18 protein-coding genes and 2 riboswitches are annotated in these 17,539 nt (G+C 40.5%); of the genes, 6 read left to right on the top strand and 12 right to left on the bottom strand.

Annotated features, from left to right (window positions below; translation table 11 throughout):
- Window positions 1-45 precede the first annotated feature (45 nt).
- Entirely contained in the window at window positions 46-660 is a 615-nt protein-coding gene (locus C6W21_RS02000) for a DedA family protein (protein ID WP_106049118.1), read from the bottom strand.
- 245 nt (window positions 661-905) lie between these two features.
- On the opposite strand from C6W21_RS02000, the gene C6W21_RS01995 reads away from it, so the two are divergent.
- A complete protein-coding gene (locus C6W21_RS01995; RefSeq protein ID WP_106049117.1) occupies window positions 906-3,329 on the top strand; it encodes a bifunctional diguanylate cyclase/phosphodiesterase in 2,424 nt (807 codons plus the stop codon).
- Window positions 3,330-3,359: 30 nt separating this feature from the next.
- Here the strand turns inward: C6W21_RS01995 and C6W21_RS01990 are convergent, their stop codons facing one another.
- The 3 genes from C6W21_RS01990 to C6W21_RS18940 form a co-directional block, all read right to left on the bottom strand.
- The gene (locus C6W21_RS01990; RefSeq protein ID WP_095408317.1) at window positions 3,360-3,824 is read right to left on the bottom strand and encodes a MarR family winged helix-turn-helix transcriptional regulator; all 465 of its coding nucleotides are present in this window, start codon (window positions 3,822-3,824) and stop codon (window positions 3,360-3,362) included.
- 358 nt (window positions 3,825-4,182) lie between these two features.
- Entirely contained in the window at window positions 4,183-4,347 is a 165-nt protein-coding gene (locus C6W21_RS01985; RefSeq protein ID WP_106049116.1) for a stress protein, read from the bottom strand.
- 38 nt (window positions 4,348-4,385) lie between these two features.
- Window positions 4,386-4,541 (bottom strand): hypothetical protein, encoded by a 156-nt coding sequence (locus tag C6W21_RS18940; protein ID WP_189318131.1) that lies wholly within the window; start codon window positions 4,539-4,541, stop codon window positions 4,386-4,388.
- Window positions 4,542-4,732: 191 nt separating this feature from the next.
- Between C6W21_RS18940 and C6W21_RS01980 the strand changes: the two genes are divergently transcribed.
- A complete protein-coding gene (locus C6W21_RS01980; RefSeq protein ID WP_012009715.1) occupies window positions 4,733-5,062 on the top strand; it encodes a MerR family transcriptional regulator in 330 nt (109 codons plus the stop codon).
- A gap of 65 nt (window positions 5,063-5,127) precedes the next feature.
- Here C6W21_RS01980 and C6W21_RS01975 read toward each other — a convergent pair whose 3' ends face one another.
- A complete protein-coding gene (locus C6W21_RS01975) occupies window positions 5,128-5,499 on the bottom strand; it encodes a cupin domain-containing protein (RefSeq protein ID WP_106049115.1) in 372 nt (123 codons plus the stop codon).
- Between the two features lie 205 nt (window positions 5,500-5,704).
- On the opposite strand from C6W21_RS01975, the gene C6W21_RS01970 reads away from it, so the two are divergent.
- Window positions 5,705-6,568: a LysR family transcriptional regulator gene (locus tag C6W21_RS01970; protein ID WP_106049114.1), complete on the top strand. Its 864-nt coding sequence runs from the start codon at window positions 5,705-5,707 to the stop codon at window positions 6,566-6,568.
- 110 nt (window positions 6,569-6,678) lie between these two features.
- On the opposite strand, the gene C6W21_RS01965 is transcribed toward C6W21_RS01970, so the two are convergent.
- The 7 genes from C6W21_RS01965 to C6W21_RS01935 all read right to left on the bottom strand — a co-directional run bounded on the left by C6W21_RS01965 (window position 6,679) and on the right by C6W21_RS01935 (window position 12,668).
- Complete coding sequence (locus tag C6W21_RS01965) at window positions 6,679-7,077, bottom strand: metal ABC transporter substrate-binding protein (protein WP_106049113.1); 399 nt, start codon at window positions 7,075-7,077, stop codon at window positions 6,679-6,681.
- A gap of 102 nt (window positions 7,078-7,179) precedes the next feature.
- Window positions 7,180-8,538 carry a magnesium transporter gene (mgtE, locus tag C6W21_RS01960; RefSeq protein ID WP_106049112.1) on the bottom strand — a complete coding sequence of 453 codons (1,359 nt, stop codon included), beginning with the start codon at window positions 8,536-8,538 and terminating at the stop codon, window positions 7,180-7,182.
- Window positions 8,539-8,746: 208 nt separating this feature from the next.
- A riboswitch (M-box (ykoK) riboswitch) is annotated at window positions 8,747-8,910 on the bottom strand.
- Window positions 8,911-9,042: 132 nt separating this feature from the next.
- Window positions 9,043-9,183 (bottom strand): hypothetical protein, encoded by a 141-nt coding sequence (locus tag C6W21_RS18935; RefSeq protein WP_003212346.1) that lies wholly within the window; start codon window positions 9,181-9,183, stop codon window positions 9,043-9,045.
- Between the two features lie 76 nt (window positions 9,184-9,259).
- On the bottom strand, window positions 9,260-9,778 hold the full coding sequence (locus C6W21_RS01950; protein ID WP_106049110.1) for a PepSY domain-containing protein: 519 nt from the start codon (window positions 9,776-9,778) through the stop codon (window positions 9,260-9,262).
- Between the two features lie 93 nt (window positions 9,779-9,871).
- The gene (locus C6W21_RS01945; RefSeq protein ID WP_106049109.1) at window positions 9,872-10,561 is read right to left on the bottom strand and encodes a PepSY domain-containing protein; all 690 of its coding nucleotides are present in this window, start codon (window positions 10,559-10,561) and stop codon (window positions 9,872-9,874) included.
- Window positions 10,562-10,628: 67 nt separating this feature from the next.
- Entirely contained in the window at window positions 10,629-11,978 is a 1,350-nt protein-coding gene (locus C6W21_RS01940) for a sensor histidine kinase (protein WP_106049108.1), read from the bottom strand.
- Between the two features lie 3 nt (window positions 11,979-11,981).
- A complete protein-coding gene (locus C6W21_RS01935) occupies window positions 11,982-12,668 on the bottom strand; it encodes a response regulator transcription factor (protein WP_034662974.1) in 687 nt (228 codons plus the stop codon).
- A gap of 222 nt (window positions 12,669-12,890) precedes the next feature.
- Between C6W21_RS01935 and C6W21_RS01930 the strand changes: the two genes are divergently transcribed.
- From C6W21_RS01930 to metE, 3 genes are all read left to right on the top strand, one after another.
- Complete coding sequence (locus C6W21_RS01930) at window positions 12,891-13,370, top strand: GNAT family N-acetyltransferase (protein WP_106049107.1); 480 nt, start codon at window positions 12,891-12,893, stop codon at window positions 13,368-13,370.
- A 376-nt stretch (window positions 13,371-13,746) separates the two neighbouring features.
- Window positions 13,747-14,706, top strand: coding sequence for a S8 family peptidase (locus C6W21_RS01925; protein ID WP_106049106.1), 960 nt, complete (start codon window positions 13,747-13,749; stop codon window positions 14,704-14,706).
- 112 nt (window positions 14,707-14,818) lie between these two features.
- A riboswitch (cobalamin riboswitch) is annotated at window positions 14,819-15,010 on the top strand.
- Between the two features lie 154 nt (window positions 15,011-15,164).
- A complete protein-coding gene (gene metE / locus C6W21_RS01920; protein ID WP_106049105.1) occupies window positions 15,165-17,453 on the top strand; it encodes a 5-methyltetrahydropteroyltriglutamate--homocysteine S-methyltransferase in 2,289 nt (762 codons plus the stop codon).
- The last annotated feature ends 86 nt before the right edge of the window (window positions 17,454-17,539 follow it).

Genomic DNA, 17,539 nt, shown 5'->3' with positions numbered 1-17,539 from the left:
TAGACACTAGATTGTCAACGGGTGACTTTCACTTCGATTCAGTGATTAGGCAGTTGGTGTTTCTGTTTTTCTTTTTCTACGTTTCAGCCATATATACATCACGAACAACAACACAATCCCGATCCCAATCGGCAGGAGATATGGATCTAACATAGCGCCAACCTCTTTCCAGTTCTCCCCGAGCACAAACCCAAGATACACATAAACAAATGTAATGGGCGTAATCGCCAAAAACGTATACAAGCAAAAGACCCACACATTCATCTTGGCAATACCGCACGGGATGGAAATAAGCGTTCTGACCCCTGGAATAAACCGGCCGCTAAAGGCGACGAATCCCCCATGCTTTTCAAAGAAGGCATCCGATTTATCAAGCGACTCCGGTTTGACAAAAAAGTACTTCCCATATTTATTTAAAAAGGGTCTGCCGCCATAACGCCCTAACCAGTACAAGGTCAAAGGGCCAGCCACGCCGCCAATGGAGCCGGCAGCCACAACACCGATGAAGGCCATGTCCCCTTCTGAGACCCAGTAACCCGCAAGAGGCAGAACCACTTCAGCAGGAACAAATTCAATACATAATGCAAGGAAGATGCCAAAGTACGACAAGTTCTTAAAGGCATCAGCTAAAGAAATAATAAAATCTTCGATGTTTATCAATCCCTTTCACACATAATCGTGACTGATTCTATCTCTTTTAGAATCACACCCATATATTAAACGAATAAAACCGAAGAAACGATTCACTTTTCGTCTTTTTTTTACATTAAATTTGATTTTACTATAAAAGACAGGTGAAAAAAACGTTGATTGTGGTATTTAAGTGAAGGAAAAGTGAACACAGAAGCCATTCGATCCGATATATTAAGTATACGTCTGTTTTAAGATACTGGAGGTTTTCTCACATGACCCATTTAACAGGAAGCTACAACGGATGGCTTGTCTTTCTGTCAGTCGCTGTCGCCGCTGTGGCCTCCTACTCAGCTCTTCATTTAGCCAGCCGAGTGGCACAGTCAAGCGGTGCAAAGAAAAAGGTATGGCTGGTCATTGCTGCAATGATCATGGGGATGGGCATATGGATGATGCATTTTATTGGCATGATGGCATTTCACGTGCGTGCTGGCATCACATATGAAACACCCTTACTGATTTTATCGGTTTTGGCATCATTTGTCGGATCCTTGATCGCATTCACAATATGCATCCAAGAGCAGCTCTCCACAAGTCGGCTGCTCATTAGTTCAATCACCATGGGCTCAGCTATTTGCAGCATGCATTATCTTGGAATGGAATCAATGGCCAATGTCTCAATCAGCTATGATCCAGTCCTCTTTTTTCTTTCGTTTTTCATTGCTGCGCTAGCGTCTTTCTTTTCGCTGCATCTCTTTTTTCGGCTCCATCGATCCGAGAAAAAGCAGAAGGATCATCTGTTGAAAATAGCTGGTGCACTCGTGATGGGCGGGGCTGTTTCTGGCATGCATTATACCGGTATAGCTGCTTCTACTATGTTTTTTCATTCAGATGGGCAGTCCGCTGCAGGCGGCTCTCTTGAAATGTCGCCATTCAGTCTGTCGATTTTCATCGGCTTAATGACACTGATTGTACAAACAATGATGATCTTTGGTGCCTATATTGATCATCGAATCATGAAGCAGTCAGATAAGGTAAAGGAAAATGAACAGCGGTTCCAATCGCTCATCAAACATAATATCGATGGCATTATTGTGTTATCTGTCAATCGAAAGGTGCTTTCTGCAAACGACTCAGGTAAACAAATCCTAAAAATGTGCAATTCTTGGATTGGTGATGATGTCAGTCAATACGTGATGCCGACTGAAATGTGGGAGGAATTTATTTACGAGTCAAAAAAAGCCATCACACGTGAAGCAGAACTAAAAGCAGCAGATCGCTTTTATTATTATCATGTCACTTACATACCTGTTCATGTCAACAATACTCTTGACAGTATTTATCTTGTCTTAAAAGATTTAACGCAGCAGCGGATTGCAGAAAAAGAAATTCATGTCATGGCACATTATGATGCGTTAACTGAGCTTCCTAATCGGCGCCACGCCATCAACCATTTAAAAGATGTTCTCTCCGCTCAAGAAAAGACAGGAACATCGACGGCTGTTCTGTTTCTTGACTTGAATCGTTTTAAAATTATTAATGATGCACTTGGTCATAACATAGGGGACTTACTTCTTAAAGCAGCTGCAAACAGACTGACGCAATGTTTACCAGACAACGGCTTTATAGCAAGACTGGGCGGGGATGAATTTTTAATGATCTTCCCTGACATGGGACATGACACACAGAAAATCGAACAGCTTTCTCAAAATATCATTCGTCAATTTGAACGTCCTTTTTTTATCAAGAACCATCAGCTTATTACATCTATCAGCATTGGGATCGCCATCTCACCTCAAAATGGCAAAGATGGAATGGAATTAATGAGGAAAGCCGATATGGCGATGTATTTATCCAAAAAACATAAGCAAAGCCGTTATGAGTTCTTTACCGAATCAATGGAAAGATCAAGTGAAGACAGGTTAAATCGAGAGCTTGAATTGCGGGATGCCATTCAGAGAGAACAGTTTGTGCTCCATTACCAGCCGCAAATCAGTGCGAAAACGAGAAAGATGACTGGCGTTGAAGCCCTTTTAAGAATGAAGGCACCAGATGGTTCCTTAAAATCACCTGAGGCTTTTATTGAGTTAGCAGAGGAATCAGGGCTGATCATTGATATTGGCAGATGGGTCATTGATACCGCATGCAGGCAGGCTAAAACGTGGTATGAAAACGGGCTGGAAATTCCAGTGGCTGTCAATTTATCTGCGAAACAATTCAATTCTGAAGACTTAATTGATTTGATTAAGCTGACACTGAAAAAATACGACCTGACACCGTCACTGCTCGAGCTTGAAGTGACAGAAAGTATGACAATGGACAATATCAAGCAATCAAAACAGGTGCTGACGTCACTGAAACATCTGGGCGTTCGCATTAGTATTGATGACTTTGGTACAGGTCATAGCTCCTTAAGCTATTTAAAGGATTTGCCCATTCATCGACTGAAAATCGACAAATCATTCATTGAAGATATTTTAAATGATTCGAAATCTGAACAGATTACAGGGGCCATTATTGCGATGGGACATCAATTATCTCTCGAAGTCATAGCAGAAGGTGTTGAAACCTTTGCGCAGGCGCAGCTTTTATCTGCGCAAGGATGTGACGACCTGCAAGGCTTTTATTATGCAAAGCCCCTTCCAGCAACCGATATCGAAAAATTCATTGCCTATCCGGCGCATCAGCTGGACACATAAAAAAGGTGCCAATCATGGCACCTTTTCGTTCTATCTAAATAATAAATGTTGACTGTGGATGCCTGCTTTTTTCAATAGACTAATCAATTGCTCTTGTTCTTCACGCGTCAGTCCAGAAAATGCACGTGCAATCCGAAGAGAATGAATCGGGTAAATCTTATCAAGATAACTGCGCCCTTTATCCGTTAAATGGGCATAAACCGACCGTTTATCCTTTGGGTCCTGCTCTCTTTCAATGAAACCATTTCGTTCTAATTTGTCAATTACGTACGTCACATTCCCGCTGACAAGCAGGAGTCTTGAGCCGATTTGCTGAAGCTTTTGAGCCCCTCTTGTGTACAGCAATTCAAGAACGGCAAATTCAGTTGGATTAAATCCATGCTCTTTGCTGTCTCTAATGCTGTGTTCTGAAACGCTTTTAAATGCTCTTGCAAAAACCTTGTAAAGCGTCATTGAACGTTCTACTTCTTCTTCATTAAACGATAGTCTCATCACATATCTACCTCTTATAATATTTTTTTAACTTCAAGGCTTTCTTGCGGTGCAGTTGGAGCCTTTCGTAAAAAATAGAAGTACGTTTTTGAAAACCCTTTCAACCACATAAGTGACTCCATTCGTGTTATGTATAAGATTTCGATATAAACTTTTAAAATCCTTCTTATTTTTCACAATCATCTCGAAAAAAAGCTTTTTTAGCAAACCATCAAGATGCGACATATTTTAACATAATCTGTAAAGGCTCTACATTTCCTTACACTGCATTCGTCAAATTTCTACAAAATTCAATATTGCTATAATATTAAGCACAAAAAAAAGAACCCTTTATGTGACATACGCACATTTCAAGGGATTTTCACAAATCACGCTCTGTTTTGTTGAAAAAGAAATGATACTCTTTTTTCAAGTCACTAATTGTCATGTTTTTGGCCGCATCAAGGCTATAAACTCCTAATGAACAGAGCTGCTTCGTATAATAATGTCTTTCCTTTGCTAAAGCTTCTGTTAAGATACGCCGCACCGATTATCCCCTCCTATCAAGTGATCTGGACCAAATGCTTATGAAGATCTTTTATACAAATCATTTTGTACGGCTCTTAGAAGAGCATGCGCATTCTGACCTGCAGCCTGCATGAATCGCTCCAGTAATTCATCCCTCTTCATATCTAATGCGATGATTTCTTTTGCCATACAGATGATCTGTTTTTGCTCCATCATTTGCTCCTCCTCCTATTTCAACTCATCATCATTATATGCACGCGCAACACTCATTTCACATTTGTTGTTATCTTTCCTCCCATGGTTTTTTCGTTTTTTTATTTTTGTGTTATATTTTCTAACAAATGATAGGTTTTTTTCCTTCTCGTTCTGTATAATATGAAGAAAAGACTTGCAGGGGTGAGTATATGACGCAGGAAGATGTATCTTATAAAGATAAAAAAGTCATTTCAATCGGGATTGTCAGTGAATTAACAGGGCTATCCGTCAGGCAAATCCGATATTATGAGGAACGCAGACTCATCTACCCCCAGCGCTCAACAAGAGGCACGCGTAAATATTCTTTTTCTGATGTAGAACGTTTAATGGACATCGCCAATAAACGAGAAGACGGTGTGCAAACAGCGGAGATTTTGAAAGACATGAAGAAAAAAGAACAGGCATTAAAAAGCGGACAATATAAGAAAAAAATGCTGGAAGGCCAAATTAATGCACACTTTCGGTACAAAAATCGATAAAGCAATAAAAAGAGACAGCGATTGCTGCCTCTTTTTCAACTAAAGACCTGTTAAGTGCAGGCGATCTAGTGTTCATCCATTCGTTCAGGAATCGAAACAGTTCGTTCATTGACCACATTCCCCGTGTTTAGAGTCGTTTTTGGCTCAATTAAGAGCAAATGAACTTCTTCTTCAGCAATTGGCTGATGTTCAATTCCTTTTGGTATCACAAGAAACTCCCCTTCATTAAGAGCTATTTCTCTATCCCTAAAACGGATGACTAGATTTCCTTTACATACAAAGAACATTTCATCCTCGTCATCATGGTGATGCCAAATAAATTCACCCTTAATTTTTACCATTTTAATGTATGAGTCGTTCAACTCTCCGCTTATTTTCGGATTCCAATAATCCTTTATTTGCAAAAATTTCTCTTGGACATTAATCTTTGAAATCAATAGATTCCCTCCTTATTTACTTGAAAACGTCTGTTTTATCTTTTCCTAGCTAAAAGTAATTCTCCTCCTCACAATCAGATACCAAGGGACACAATTTAGCATCAACCTCTTATATCATTAAGTTTACTTATTCTATTGCATCACGTAAAATCAAAAAATAGTGTATGGTTCATCACAATTTGTGATGCAAAAAAGGAGCGTTATTTTGGATATTAAATCTTTGGAAATATTTAAAGCAGTAGCTATTGAACAGAGTATTACAAAAGCTGCTGAGAAATTAAATTATGTGCAGTCCAATGTCACTGCACGAATCCAACGTCTTGAACAAGAATTAGGTGTTCCTCTTCTCTATCGATATCATAAGAAGATATCCTTAACGCCTGCAGGACGTGAACTATTGCCATATGTAAATAAATTACTCTATAATTACGAAGAAGCGATTGAGGCAGTAAAGCTTTCCTCTACTCCGCGGGGAACTTTACACATTGGATCTATAGAGTCAACTGCTTCTACAAGATTGCCAATCATTTTTACAGAATATCACAAGAAATTTCCACAAGTAGAATTGAGCTTGTATATGGCACCTACTGTAGATCAGGTTAGTGCTATTCTCAACTACAAGGTAGACGGTGCATTGGTTGATGGGCCAATTCTTCACCCGGACATTATTGAGTACCCTGTATTGGAAGAATCCCTTGTTCTGATTACAAGCTACTCCCAGGAGGAATTCCAGGTAGAATCAATTTTACATGAACCATTACTTTCGTCATTTGCGCATTGCATCTATTTGGGGCGTTGGCAGCAATGGTTAGAGAGCAATGGCTACCCTCCTATGAAGGTAATGGAATATGGCACTTTAGAGGGCGTGCTTAAATGCGTTGAAAACGGGCTAGGAGTCACCGTATTACCAAAATCTATGGTTGAATCTCGGATGCAAGGCAGATTTACCTGCCATCCATTACCGGAACCACATAGAATAGTGCCCACTGTGTTTATAAGGCGCCGCGATTCGTACATGACCAGTGCCCTCTCACGATTTATGGAGTTAATAGGCATAACTCATATGTGATCAGGTCATTTGTAGTAAAAAAGAGGATAGATAGAGCGAAGTTCTTTCAGCTCTTCTATCCTTTTAAATAAAAGCATTTTAGCTTATACCTTGTCTTTTAATAAAATTTTTCATTGAGAGGAAGCGTCAGTTCCTTCAACGACCCCTACAAAGTCAATCCGTACACCGCCTTTTTCAGGATCTTCTATTACCCGCAGAGCAAGTGCCTTTTTCTCCCCTGTTTTTTCATCTTCGTAATTCGCATGAAAAACATGAATGCTGGCTTCTTCTAATTGAAAATCTTCATAAGAAAGCGTCTCTATGCCCCATTCTTTTTTCAGCTTTAGAATGTCCTTTGGACTTGGGACAGCGCCTTCAACATAGATGTTTTCTATTTTTCGTTTATTTCCTTCGGTAATCGCTTGAATCATATGCTCTGCTGCCACCAGTCTTCTGTCTTTCCCCTCGTCTTCCCTTGAACATGCACTCAGCAATACAATGCATACCATAATGAATAAAAGCTTCTTCATTTTTCTCTCCCACCTTCTCCTTAAAATGTAAAGGATGGAAGCGCTATATGCAAATCTTTATTCAAAAAAGACTGTAAAACGTTATGTTTTACAGTCCTCTTGCTACATCAGTGTATGAAGGAATGCTGTTGCAATTCCAAAATAGATCAGTAAGGATAAAATATCATTCAATGTTGTGATCAGCGGGCCAGATGCAATGGCTGGGTCCACGTTTAATCTGTGTAAAATAATCGGCACGACCGTACCTGCCATTGTCCCAATAATCAGTGTTGCAAGGAGTGAGGAGCCGACAACAAAACCTAAAATCATATTGCCCTGCCAAACCATTGCGACGACTGTAATAATAATGGAACAGACGATCCCAATGTAAATACTTGTTCTCAGTTCTCTAAAAATAAGGCGCATGATGGTTTTTTTCGTTAATTCTTCTTTTGAAAGGCCTCTAATAACGACCGCAAGAGACTGTGTACCTGTATTCCCTGTCATACCTGCAATCATCGGCATGAAGAACGCTAAAGCAACAACTTGCTGAAGGGTATCTTCAAAATAATTTAAAATACTGCCTGAAATCAGCCCAATGAACAAGAGCAAAATGAGCCACGGAAGACGGCGGTATGCCGCTACAAATGACGGCGTTTCAAACGTGATATCTTTACCAGAGGCAGCAAACTTCTCATAGTCTTCGCCTGCCTCTTGAATGACAACATCAATGATATCATCGACTGTAACGATTCCGACTAGGACATTGTTTTCTTCCACAACAGGAATGGCAAGAAAATCATACCGTTCAATCAGCTTTGCGATTTCCTCCTGATCTTGAAAGGCTCCAACAGCAATGACTCTTGTAAACATGAGATCCTGCACCTTTTCATCCGGTTCACCTAAAATAAGGTCACGGTATGAGAGAACACCTACAAGCTGTTTTTGATCATTAATCACATATAAATAGTTGATTGATTCTGCAATTTCAGCAAAGCTTTTCAACTTCACAACGGCATCCTGCACCGTATAATGCTGAGGAATCCAAACGTACCGGTTGGTCATGATCCGGCCCGCTGTCTCAGCAGGGTAATTCATGAGAAGCTGGACGGCCTTTGATTCCTCTGCTTCCATGTTAGATAAAAGCTGATCCTTTAGTTCATCCTCCATCTCATCAAACAAGTTGGCTAGATCATCGTTATCCATTTTGTTTGTAACGAAGGTAGCTTTGTCTTTCCCTACTTTTTCAAGAACGATTTCTTGGTATTCCCGCTCCAGCTCACCCATCATTTCTGTTACGTCATCGACTGGTAAAAAGCTAAGGAAGCGGCCGCGGTGTTTTTCTGGAAGCTCTTTAAATAAGTAGGCCATATCATATGGCTGAAGTTCTTCCATGATGTTTTTAAATTCTTTTCGTTTTCCATCTCTTAGTAAAATAATGATGCGTAAAATGAGTTCATCGTACGTAATATTTTGTATCATCGCTGTTACCTCCCCAAAGTCAGGAGATACCCGAATCCCTTAGAATGTGCGGGGGTCAGGATCTCCTCTATCTGATGTCTCAATCTGATCTTTTGACATATTCTCTATGTGTCTCGAATCGGGATGATCCATCCCCACACCTCCTTTTCTCATAAAAAAGCACCTTCAACCGAATGAAGGCGCTTTGTAAGCATGACAAAATAAACACTTACTCCTTCAATCGTAGAGCTTTAGCACTGTATGGCATAGGAAAAATCCAGCTGCATTAAAAATCACCTTATGTCGATGATTTCTGTTGACCCATTGGCGTCTTTGGACATTTTTGGGCAGCAGCGTATCTCCATACAGGAGCCTCACCTAACGAAGTCTCATATTGTTGACACACTGAGATTACAGAAAAAGCGCAGTGATGTCAATAAGCAAGATGCCAAGTTTCCTTATGTATTCGCTTACTTTTCAAAAAAAGAGCGATAGACAAAGTTGACCATCGCCCTTTCATGTCTTTTATTCCTCTTCTGGCTGATTCATGTCCTCTTGGGAGAGGAGATGAAAGGAATCATGCAAAAACAAAGCATATCCTTCTCCATCAGGATGCGGAACATATTCCGCATGGTCCATTGTCTGCTCTTCTTCTTTTTTCTTCATATTCTCTCGCCTCCTTTCCCGTAGTTTGTCCCAATGAAAAAACCTTACACATGAAAGTGTAAGGTTTGGTGATGACTTAATCATCCCATTCTTGCTTCAGGATTTTGCCTGTTTTAGCGGAAATCTCAAAATCAACTTCCTCGCCGTTTGGTGTGGTGATTTCGACTTCATACAAGTACACACCATTTTCTTTATCTAAATCAGAATCTGTAACTGTGCCTTTTACTTTTGCAAGGGCAATTTGTTCAGCCTGCTTTTTAGTGATTTTCACATTCTGTTTCTTTTCTTTGACTGGATCATTCAGCGCTTTTCCTGTTTTGGCATCGACATATACTTTATATTCAAAGCCGCCTTTTTTAATCTCGACCTCATACACCCATTTTCCTTTTTTACGCTCAAGGTCCACATCATCCACATAGCCTTTCACAACTTTTAATGCTGCTTTTTCAGCTTGTTTCTTTGAGACAAACGATGATTTCTTTTGCACCACCTGCTCGGCGTTTGCTGTTTGATTTGTATTTTGCGCTTGAAGTGTGAAACCACCTGCGACAAGAGTTCCTGTTAATGCTGTAGCTACTAGTACTTTTTTCATCATGTTCATGTCCTCCTCTGATTGATTTCTCCTTTATCTTAAAGAAACAAGATGATAAAGAAAGGAAAGAAACATGAGAAAATCATGAGAAAAGGATTAGTTTTCGTACGTAATACCTTCAATGTCTCCTGTATATGCGTTCACAAGCACCTCTGCCTCTCGCCCGTCAGGCAAATCCAGCTCCACCTCAAAGACGAGCATACCGCTAAATGTTTCAAGATCTGCATCATCCACTGTCCCTCCGACTTCTTTTACCGCAATTCGGATGGCTTCTTCGACCGTGATTTTTGTCATTTTCTTTTCTTTAGAGGTAGGGCTTTTCTTTTCTGCTTCAAGCACCTTAAACGTTTGCTTCTCGACATCGACTTGATATAATTCTTTTTTTGATTGGATCGTAAAAATAAAACGATCGGACTTTTCTTTCTTTTGAATGACAGTACCGCTTACTTTTTTAACAGCCGCTTCTTCTGCCAGAAGCTCAGCATTTTTTTCATTTGGCTTTTGATAGCTTTTTAACTGCTTGATTTCTTTCATTTGACCGCTTGCGGAAGATGCAATGATTTGATAGATCCCATTTGAATTTTCCAGCGTCAAGGTATAGTCCTGTTTATGATTGATTAAATCAATATTTGTAATGTTTCCATTGTAGTCTTTTGCGATGATTTTTTTGATTTCTGCTTCACTTAATATTTTTTGATCAATGGTTTGAATCATGAGCATTGCAAAGGCTGCAAGAACGACGAGACATCCTGCGAGCGCAAGCACCATTTTCGTTTTTCTAGACATGCAGCGCCTCCTTCCTATTTCCTATTTTATAAGGAGGAAATGAGAAATTGATGAGAAAAGACCTATTTTATTTCTGAAAAAGAATGGTCATGGTTGTCCCTTCGCCGATACGACTGTCCACCTTCAGTTCTGCCCCGTGCTCTTCCGCAATTTGCTTCGCAATTGAAAGACCAAGTCCGGTTCCGCCCGTCTCACTGTTTCTCGCTTCATCCACACGAAAAAAGCGGTCAAAGATTTTCGGCAGATCCTCTTCTTTTATGCCAATCCCATGGTCAACGACTGAAATAAACGGCTTCTCTCCCGCCCATCCGCAGGTCACATCAACTGGCTCTGTACTATATTTAACTGCATTATCAATCAAGATGGTCAAAAGCTGTTTGATTTTCTCTTCATCCCCCTCAGCGACGAGCGGCTGATCTGTTTGCACATCAGGATCAATGGTTCGATTGGTTGCGACTTCAAGTGTATGACATACCTGCTTGCATAAATGACCAAGATCAACTGGCTTCATGTCCAAGTAAAGCGGCTGACCATTTTTCGCAAGTGTTAATAATTGATCTGTCAGCCTTTTCATTTTTTTCGCTTCATCATGAATCGCTTGGGAGGATTCTTCTATAACTTCTGGACGTGTTTGCCCCCAGCGCTTTAGTAAATTGCTGTAGCTCATAATGACGGTAATCGGGGTCTTCAATTCATGAGAGGCATCATGCAAGAATTGCTGCTCTTTCTCATAATGCTTCTCGAGTATTTCTGACATTTCATTAAAGGTTTGTCCCATTTGATACAATTCATCCTTTGAATCGCCTGCTAGTTTGATTCGCTTAAACGCCTTCTCCTTCATACTTGCCTTCATGGTGCTCGTCATTCTACTAATAGGGCGTACGATTTGTTTTGTTAAAATGTGGCCAGCAAAATAGGAAAGCACTATAATTAAAACGCCAGCAGCGATTAAAATCATTCTTAATAACGCCAAATTCTCTTCCGTATTTTCGATTTCTTCATATACTTGAAGCGACACAATCTCTCCATTTGTCCAAATGACCGGAATCGCAGCGAACGCAATCATATGCTTGTTGTATTCTTTTATTTCTGCTGTCTGACCAGTTTCATATGTAAAAGGCAGTGAGCTAAACGTTGATTCCTTTGTGACAGTCAGCTTTGACTCACCCTTTTCTGTCACGACACGGATCATGCCATTTTGAGGCAGGTACGCCTTCAGCAGCTCCGAGGATGGAAGACCCTCTTCTTCTGATTTTTTTAAAGCAATGGCAATATTTTCAGCGACCTCAGACAGCCGGGACATATCTTTTTGCGTCAAGGTCATCGAAAAAATAAAATAAATGGCTGTATGAAACAGCAGCACCATTAAAAACAAGGACAACGATGTATAAAGCTGGATTTTATTTTTTAATCTCATTCTTTATCCTTTCATCACATAACCCACACCTCTCACTGTGTGAATCAGCTGTTTTTCGAATGGGTAATCGACTTTTTTCCTTAAATAACGAATATAGACATCCACTACGTTTGTGTCACCGAAATAATCAAAGCCCCAAACGGCTGTTAAAAGCTGATCTCTTGTAAGCACTTGCTGCTGATGCTTCAGCAAGTGGACAAGCAGGTCATATTCTCTCGGTGTGAGCTCAAGCATTTGACCGGCCCTTTGTATGTCTCTTGTTTTCTCGTTGACGGTCAAATCTGCTATGCTAAGTTCTGTTTCCTTTTCTTCTTGCGCCTTTATATTCAACCTTAGCTGCGCACGAATTCGCGCTAATAATTCTTCTATGTCAAAAGGCTTTGTAATATAATCATTCGCCCCAAGATCGAGGCCGCTTACTTTATCAGGCACACTCCCTCTTGCTGTTATCAAAATAATAGGTGTGGCTGTATTTGTCTTTCGAACCCTTCTCAGCACTTCAAGACCGCTTAATTCTGGAAGCATGACGTCAAGCAGCACCAAATCGAAGCTTTCCTCTTCAAGAGCCTGGAGTCCATCCATTCCTGTCTCTTTGACTGTCACCTCATATCCTTCATATTCAAGCTCTAGTGACAGCACCCTTGCAATTTTCTTTTCATCTTCGACTACGAGTATCTTCCCTTTGTTCATCTCTATCTCTCCTATCTGAAAGGCAAGCTTGTCTTTCACTTATTATATGTTGCCTTTCCCATTTGGAACAGTCACAATCTTCACGTCTTTTTTTCAAAAGAAAGGAACTTATATTGACCTAAAGGAACATACGTTCTATAATCAAGATAATATCACCTTACATATAATATAGGTTATGCTTTTTTTGCTCATTTATAGAAAAGAAAGGAGGAACATCACTTCATGACAAGAAATCAAAACATCACATTAGCACACTTTTCAAAGACATATATAAAGGCCTTAAAGTCTTTTGATCTAGACAAAGAACAAGCAAAATTCACTGCTTTACCAAGTGAATATTTTGAGTTCACTGAAGGACAATACAGAATTGTCATCCTTAATGAAAAGGAATCGGTTGGCTTCTTTGTATTAAATGCCACAGATCGTGTTAAGGATTATTCAAATAACCCACACGCTTTGTTGTTAACTTCATTATCTATTCATCAAACGCAGCAAAGAAAAGGGTATGCCAAACAAGCCATGTCGTTATTAAAACAATTCGTCACCTCTGAATTTCCTACCTATAACGAGATCGTACTGGCTGTGAATCATCAAAATATCCCTGCTCAGACTCTGTATTCACAAGTAGGCTTTCAGGATACTCGTAGAAGAAAAGCCGGTCCAAACGGTGAACAGATCATTATGAGTTTGCTGTTAACCTAACTGTTCATGAAGCGAATACTAGAGAGGAAATATTTTTTGGGGAAAATGTTTTTTCTCGTTCCCCTTCTCCTCACTACTCACCTATCAATTATTTTTGTTGTTTAGCAAGATAGTCTTTGTTAGTTCTTTTCACCCATTTTCATCTGTACAGGTGCAACCTCACTATGCAGCATTTCCTTCTTTTTCATATGATATCAAGAGTTTTCCTCAAAAGCTGAGTTTTTTCATCAAGAAGTGAGGAGAACTGCACTTTTGATAATAGATTGATTATTTGAAAAATTATTACAATTGACCCTTTCCGATCAAAAGTATCTTTTATACAATAACATTACGCAGCCTGAATCTACTTTGAAAACAAAATAAGGAGGGCTTTCTTATGAAAGGTGAAATTCGCTTAATTCCGTATGAAGTAAAAGCCAATGTGATGGAAGCGAAAGAGACGCCGGAAAGTATTCAGGAGATTAAAGCACCCGAACTTTGGTCAAGTGGCTTCAAAGGAAAAGGCATAACCATTGCTGTCCTTGATACAGGCTGTGACACAGAGCATCCCGACTTAAAAGATCAGATTATCGGAGGCAAGAACTTTACCGATGATGACAATGGAGATGCTGAAAATGTAAAAGACTACAATGGGCATGGTACCCATGTAGCAGGAACGATTGCAGCAACAGATCAAAATGGCGGAATTCTAGGGGTTGCCCCTGAAGCCAAGCTGCTGATCGTGAAAGTTCTTGGCGGTGAAAATGGCAGCGGGAAATACGAATGGATCATTAATGGCATCAACTATGCCGCTGAGCAGAAGGTGGATATTATCTCCATGTCTCTCGGTGGTCCAAGCAATGAGCCCGCCTTGCAGCAAGCCATTCAAAACGCGGTGAAAAGCGGTGTACTTGTTGTGTGTGCAGCAGGAAATGAAGGGGACGGGGACGAGCGTACAGAAGAATTCTCCTACCCAGCAGCATACAATGAAGTCATTGCCGTCGGCTCTGTCTCCCTTGCAAGAGAATCCTCTGAATTCTCCAATGCCAATAAAGAAATCGACCTCGTCGCTCCAGGAGAAGACATTTTATCCACTCTCCCTAACCATAAATATGGTAGACTCACAGGCACCTCAATGGCTGCCCCTCACGTGAGCGGTGCACTAGCCATTATTAAAAATGCTGAAGAAGAAGCGTTCCAGCGCAAGCTGACAGAGCCTGAGGTCTATGCTCAGCTTGTCAGAAGAACCCTTCCACTGAAGCAGTCTAAAGCCCTCGTCGGAAATGGATTTTTATATTTAACTGCGCCTGATGTCCTTTTAGAAAAAACATTGGAAGCAGATCTTTTATCTCTATAGCTTGAATAGAGGTCCTGAGAATAGATAGAATTTTCTCAGGATTTTTTTAATTAAAATTATTCAAAATTTACTTTGACGAAATGAAATGGACGTTATATAATCGAACACAATAAATTCATAGTTTGAGAGTCGGTAATTCGATCATACGTCGAATTTTAATTGGGAAGACCGGTGAAAATCCGGCGCGGTCCCGCCACTGTGAGTGAGGAGAGCTTTTCTCATGAATCCACTGTCATAAGGATGGGAAGGATGAAAAGCTTGCAGATTCACCAGCCAGGATACCAGCCGCTCTATCACATCAAACCCCCTACGGTTGATAGGAGATGTCGGAAAAAAGCGTCAGTTATGCTCACGCCTTATTTCGCACACACATTTTGTCTTTTTAAACCAGACATTTGCCCTCATCAATCTCCACTATGAGTGTAAATGTCTTTTTATATTTAGAGGAGGAATTGGAATTGACAATTGTTAAAACAAGTAATCTAGGTTTTCCGCGAATTGGTTTAAACAGAGAATGGAAAAAAGCACTTGAGTCTTATTGGAAAGGTCAAACAGACCGCGAAACCCTCTTAAGCACACTGGATGAACAATTTTTAACTGCTATTAAAACTCAAATTGACCAACAAATTGATGTTGTTCCTTCTGGAGATTTCACCTTCTACGATCACGTGCTCGATACTGCTGTCATGTTTAATTGGATTCCAGAGCGCTTCCGCAGCTTAAAAGACCCGCTAGATACATACTTCGCGATGGCAAGAGGAACAAAAGATGCTGTCTCAAGTGAAATGACAAAATGGTTTAATACAAACTATCACTACATCGTACCAGAATACGAAAAAAGCACCGAATTCAAACTCACACATAACAAACCGCTTGAAGCTTACGAAAAGGTGAAAAAAGCGTTTGGTGTTGAAACAAAACCTGTTGTACTTGGTCTTTATACATTTGTCTCACTTTCTAAAGGCTATGAACCAAATGAAGTAAAAGAGATTCAGCAGCGTCTCGTCCCGCTTTATACTCAGGTTTTAAAAGAACTTGAAGAAGCCGGCGTCAAATGGGTTCAAATTGATGAGCCAGCACTTGTCAACGCTTCAAATGAAGACGTGAAAGCCGTAAAAGAAATCTATCAAACGATTAAAGAAGACGTACCTGCCTTAAACATTCTTCTTCAAACATACTTTGATTCAGTAGATGCCTATGAAGAGCTTGTCACATATCCTGTTGAAGCCATCGGTCTTGATTTTGTCCATGATCAAGGGCGCAATCTTGATCAAGTGAAAAAGCATGGCTTCCCGAAAGATAAAATTTTAGCAGCAGGTGTCATTGATGGAAGAAATATTTGGCGATCAGATCTTGGTGAAAGATTGTCATTCATTTCTGAAGTCATTGCTGACGTTCAGCCGAAGGAAGTATGGCTGCAGCCATCAAGCAGCTTGCTGCATGTGCCAGTTGCAAAACACCCAAGCGAACAGCTTGAAGAAAAACTATTAAACGGACTGTCTTATGCCACTGAAAAGCTGGCTGAATTAACAACATTAAAAGAAGGCTTAACAAAAGGAGCCGCTGCGATTGATGCGGACATCAATGAAGCCACGCAAGCACTTCTTACTTTAAAAGAATTTGCAAAAGGAACCAATGCGGATTTCACAGCAGAACGCAACAATCTTTCATCGAAAGACTTTAAACGTCCAGCAGCTTTTGAAGAGCGTCTTCGTATCCAAAACGAATCTCTTGAACTTCCGCTTTTGCCAACAACAACGATTGGCAGCTTCCCGCAGTCTGCTGAAGTGCGCAGCGCTCGTCAAAAATGGCGTAAAAATGAGTGGACAGATGCCGAGTATGATGAATTTATTAAGAAAGAAACAAAAAGATGGATTGATAATCAGGAGGAAATTGGCCTGGACGTTCTCGTACATGGAGAATTTGAGCGGACAGATATGGTTGAATACTTTGGTGAAAAGCTAGCCGGATTTGCCTTTACGAAATTTGCTTGGGTACAATCCTACGGCTCACGCTGCGTAAAGCCGCCAATCATTTATGGAGATGTCGAGTTTACAGCGCCAATGACCGTGAAAGAAACGGTTTATGCACAAAGCTTAACGGAGAAAAAGGTCAAAGGAATGCTGACAGGTCCTGTCACCATCTTAAACTGGGCTTTCCCAAGAACAGATATCTCCCGAAAAGACATTGCCTTCCAGATCGCTTTCGCATTACGTAAAGAGGTAGAAGCGTTAGAGGAAGCAGGGATTCAAGTTATTCAAGTGGATGAACCTGCGCTAAGAGAAGGTCTTCCGCTCAAAGAAAGTGATTGGGCAGAATATTTAAACTGGGCAGCAGAGTCGTTCCGTCTATCAACATCATCTGTTCAAAATGAAACGCAAATTCATACACATATGTGCTACAGTAACTTCGAGGATATTGTCGATACGATCGAAGACCTTGATGCCGACGTGATCACTATTGAACATTCACGCAGTCATGGTGGATTCCTTGATTACCTAGAGAAGCACCCGTATTTGAAAGGACTTGGACTTGGTGTATATGACATCCATAGCCCGCGCGTTCCATCTGTCGAAGAAATGAGTCAAATCATTGATGATGCGCTGAACGTATGTCCAACAGATCGCTTCTGGGTGAATCCCGACTGTGGTCTAAAAACGAGACAAGAGCCTGAAACCATTGCTGCTTTGAAAAACATGGTGACGGCTGCTGAAGTCGCTCGTAAAAAGCTGGCGCAGCATGCATAATTGATTCCCTCTCCCCTGCCGAACATGGCGGGGGTTTTTATGCGCAGATTGTCCTACTTGACCATCTACTAGGATGTTTCCTTTTC

This window comes from Bacillus sp. NMCN1 (genome assembly GCF_002998085.1).
Lineage (GTDB): Bacteria > Bacillota > Bacilli > Bacillales > Bacillaceae > Bacillus.
The sequence above is the reverse complement of the archived record's forward strand: the minus strand, read 5'-3'. Positions and strand labels throughout refer to the sequence as shown.

Coding starts and splice junctions, on each gene's coding strand:
- C6W21_RS01995 (WP_106049117.1), top strand. CDS start 906: ATGACCCATTTAACAGGAAGCTACAACGGATGGCTTGTCTTTCTGTCA.
- C6W21_RS18940 (WP_189318131.1), bottom strand. CDS start 4,541: ATGGAGCAAAAACAGATCATCTGTATGGCAAAAGAAATCATCGCATTA.
- C6W21_RS01980 (WP_012009715.1), top strand. CDS start 4,733: ATGACGCAGGAAGATGTATCTTATAAAGATAAAAAAGTCATTTCAATC.
- C6W21_RS01965 (WP_106049113.1), bottom strand. CDS start 7,077: ATGAAGAAGCTTTTATTCATTATGGTATGCATTGTATTGCTGAGTGCA.
- mgtE (WP_106049112.1), bottom strand. CDS start 8,538: ATGATACAAAATATTACGTACGATGAACTCATTTTACGCATCATTATT.
- C6W21_RS18935 (WP_003212346.1), bottom strand. CDS start 9,183: ATGAAGAAAAAAGAAGAAGAGCAGACAATGGACCATGCGGAATATGTT.
- C6W21_RS01950 (WP_106049110.1), bottom strand. CDS start 9,778: ATGATGAAAAAAGTACTAGTAGCTACAGCATTAACAGGAACTCTTGTC.
- C6W21_RS01945 (WP_106049109.1), bottom strand. CDS start 10,561: ATGTCTAGAAAAACGAAAATGGTGCTTGCGCTCGCAGGATGTCTCGTC.
- C6W21_RS01940 (WP_106049108.1), bottom strand. CDS start 11,978: ATGAGATTAAAAAATAAAATCCAGCTTTATACATCGTTGTCCTTGTTT.
- C6W21_RS01935 (WP_034662974.1), bottom strand. CDS start 12,668: ATGAACAAAGGGAAGATACTCGTAGTCGAAGATGAAAAGAAAATTGCA.
- C6W21_RS01930 (WP_106049107.1), top strand. CDS start 12,891: ATGACAAGAAATCAAAACATCACATTAGCACACTTTTCAAAGACATAT.
- C6W21_RS01925 (WP_106049106.1), top strand. CDS start 13,747: ATGAAAGGTGAAATTCGCTTAATTCCGTATGAAGTAAAAGCCAATGTG.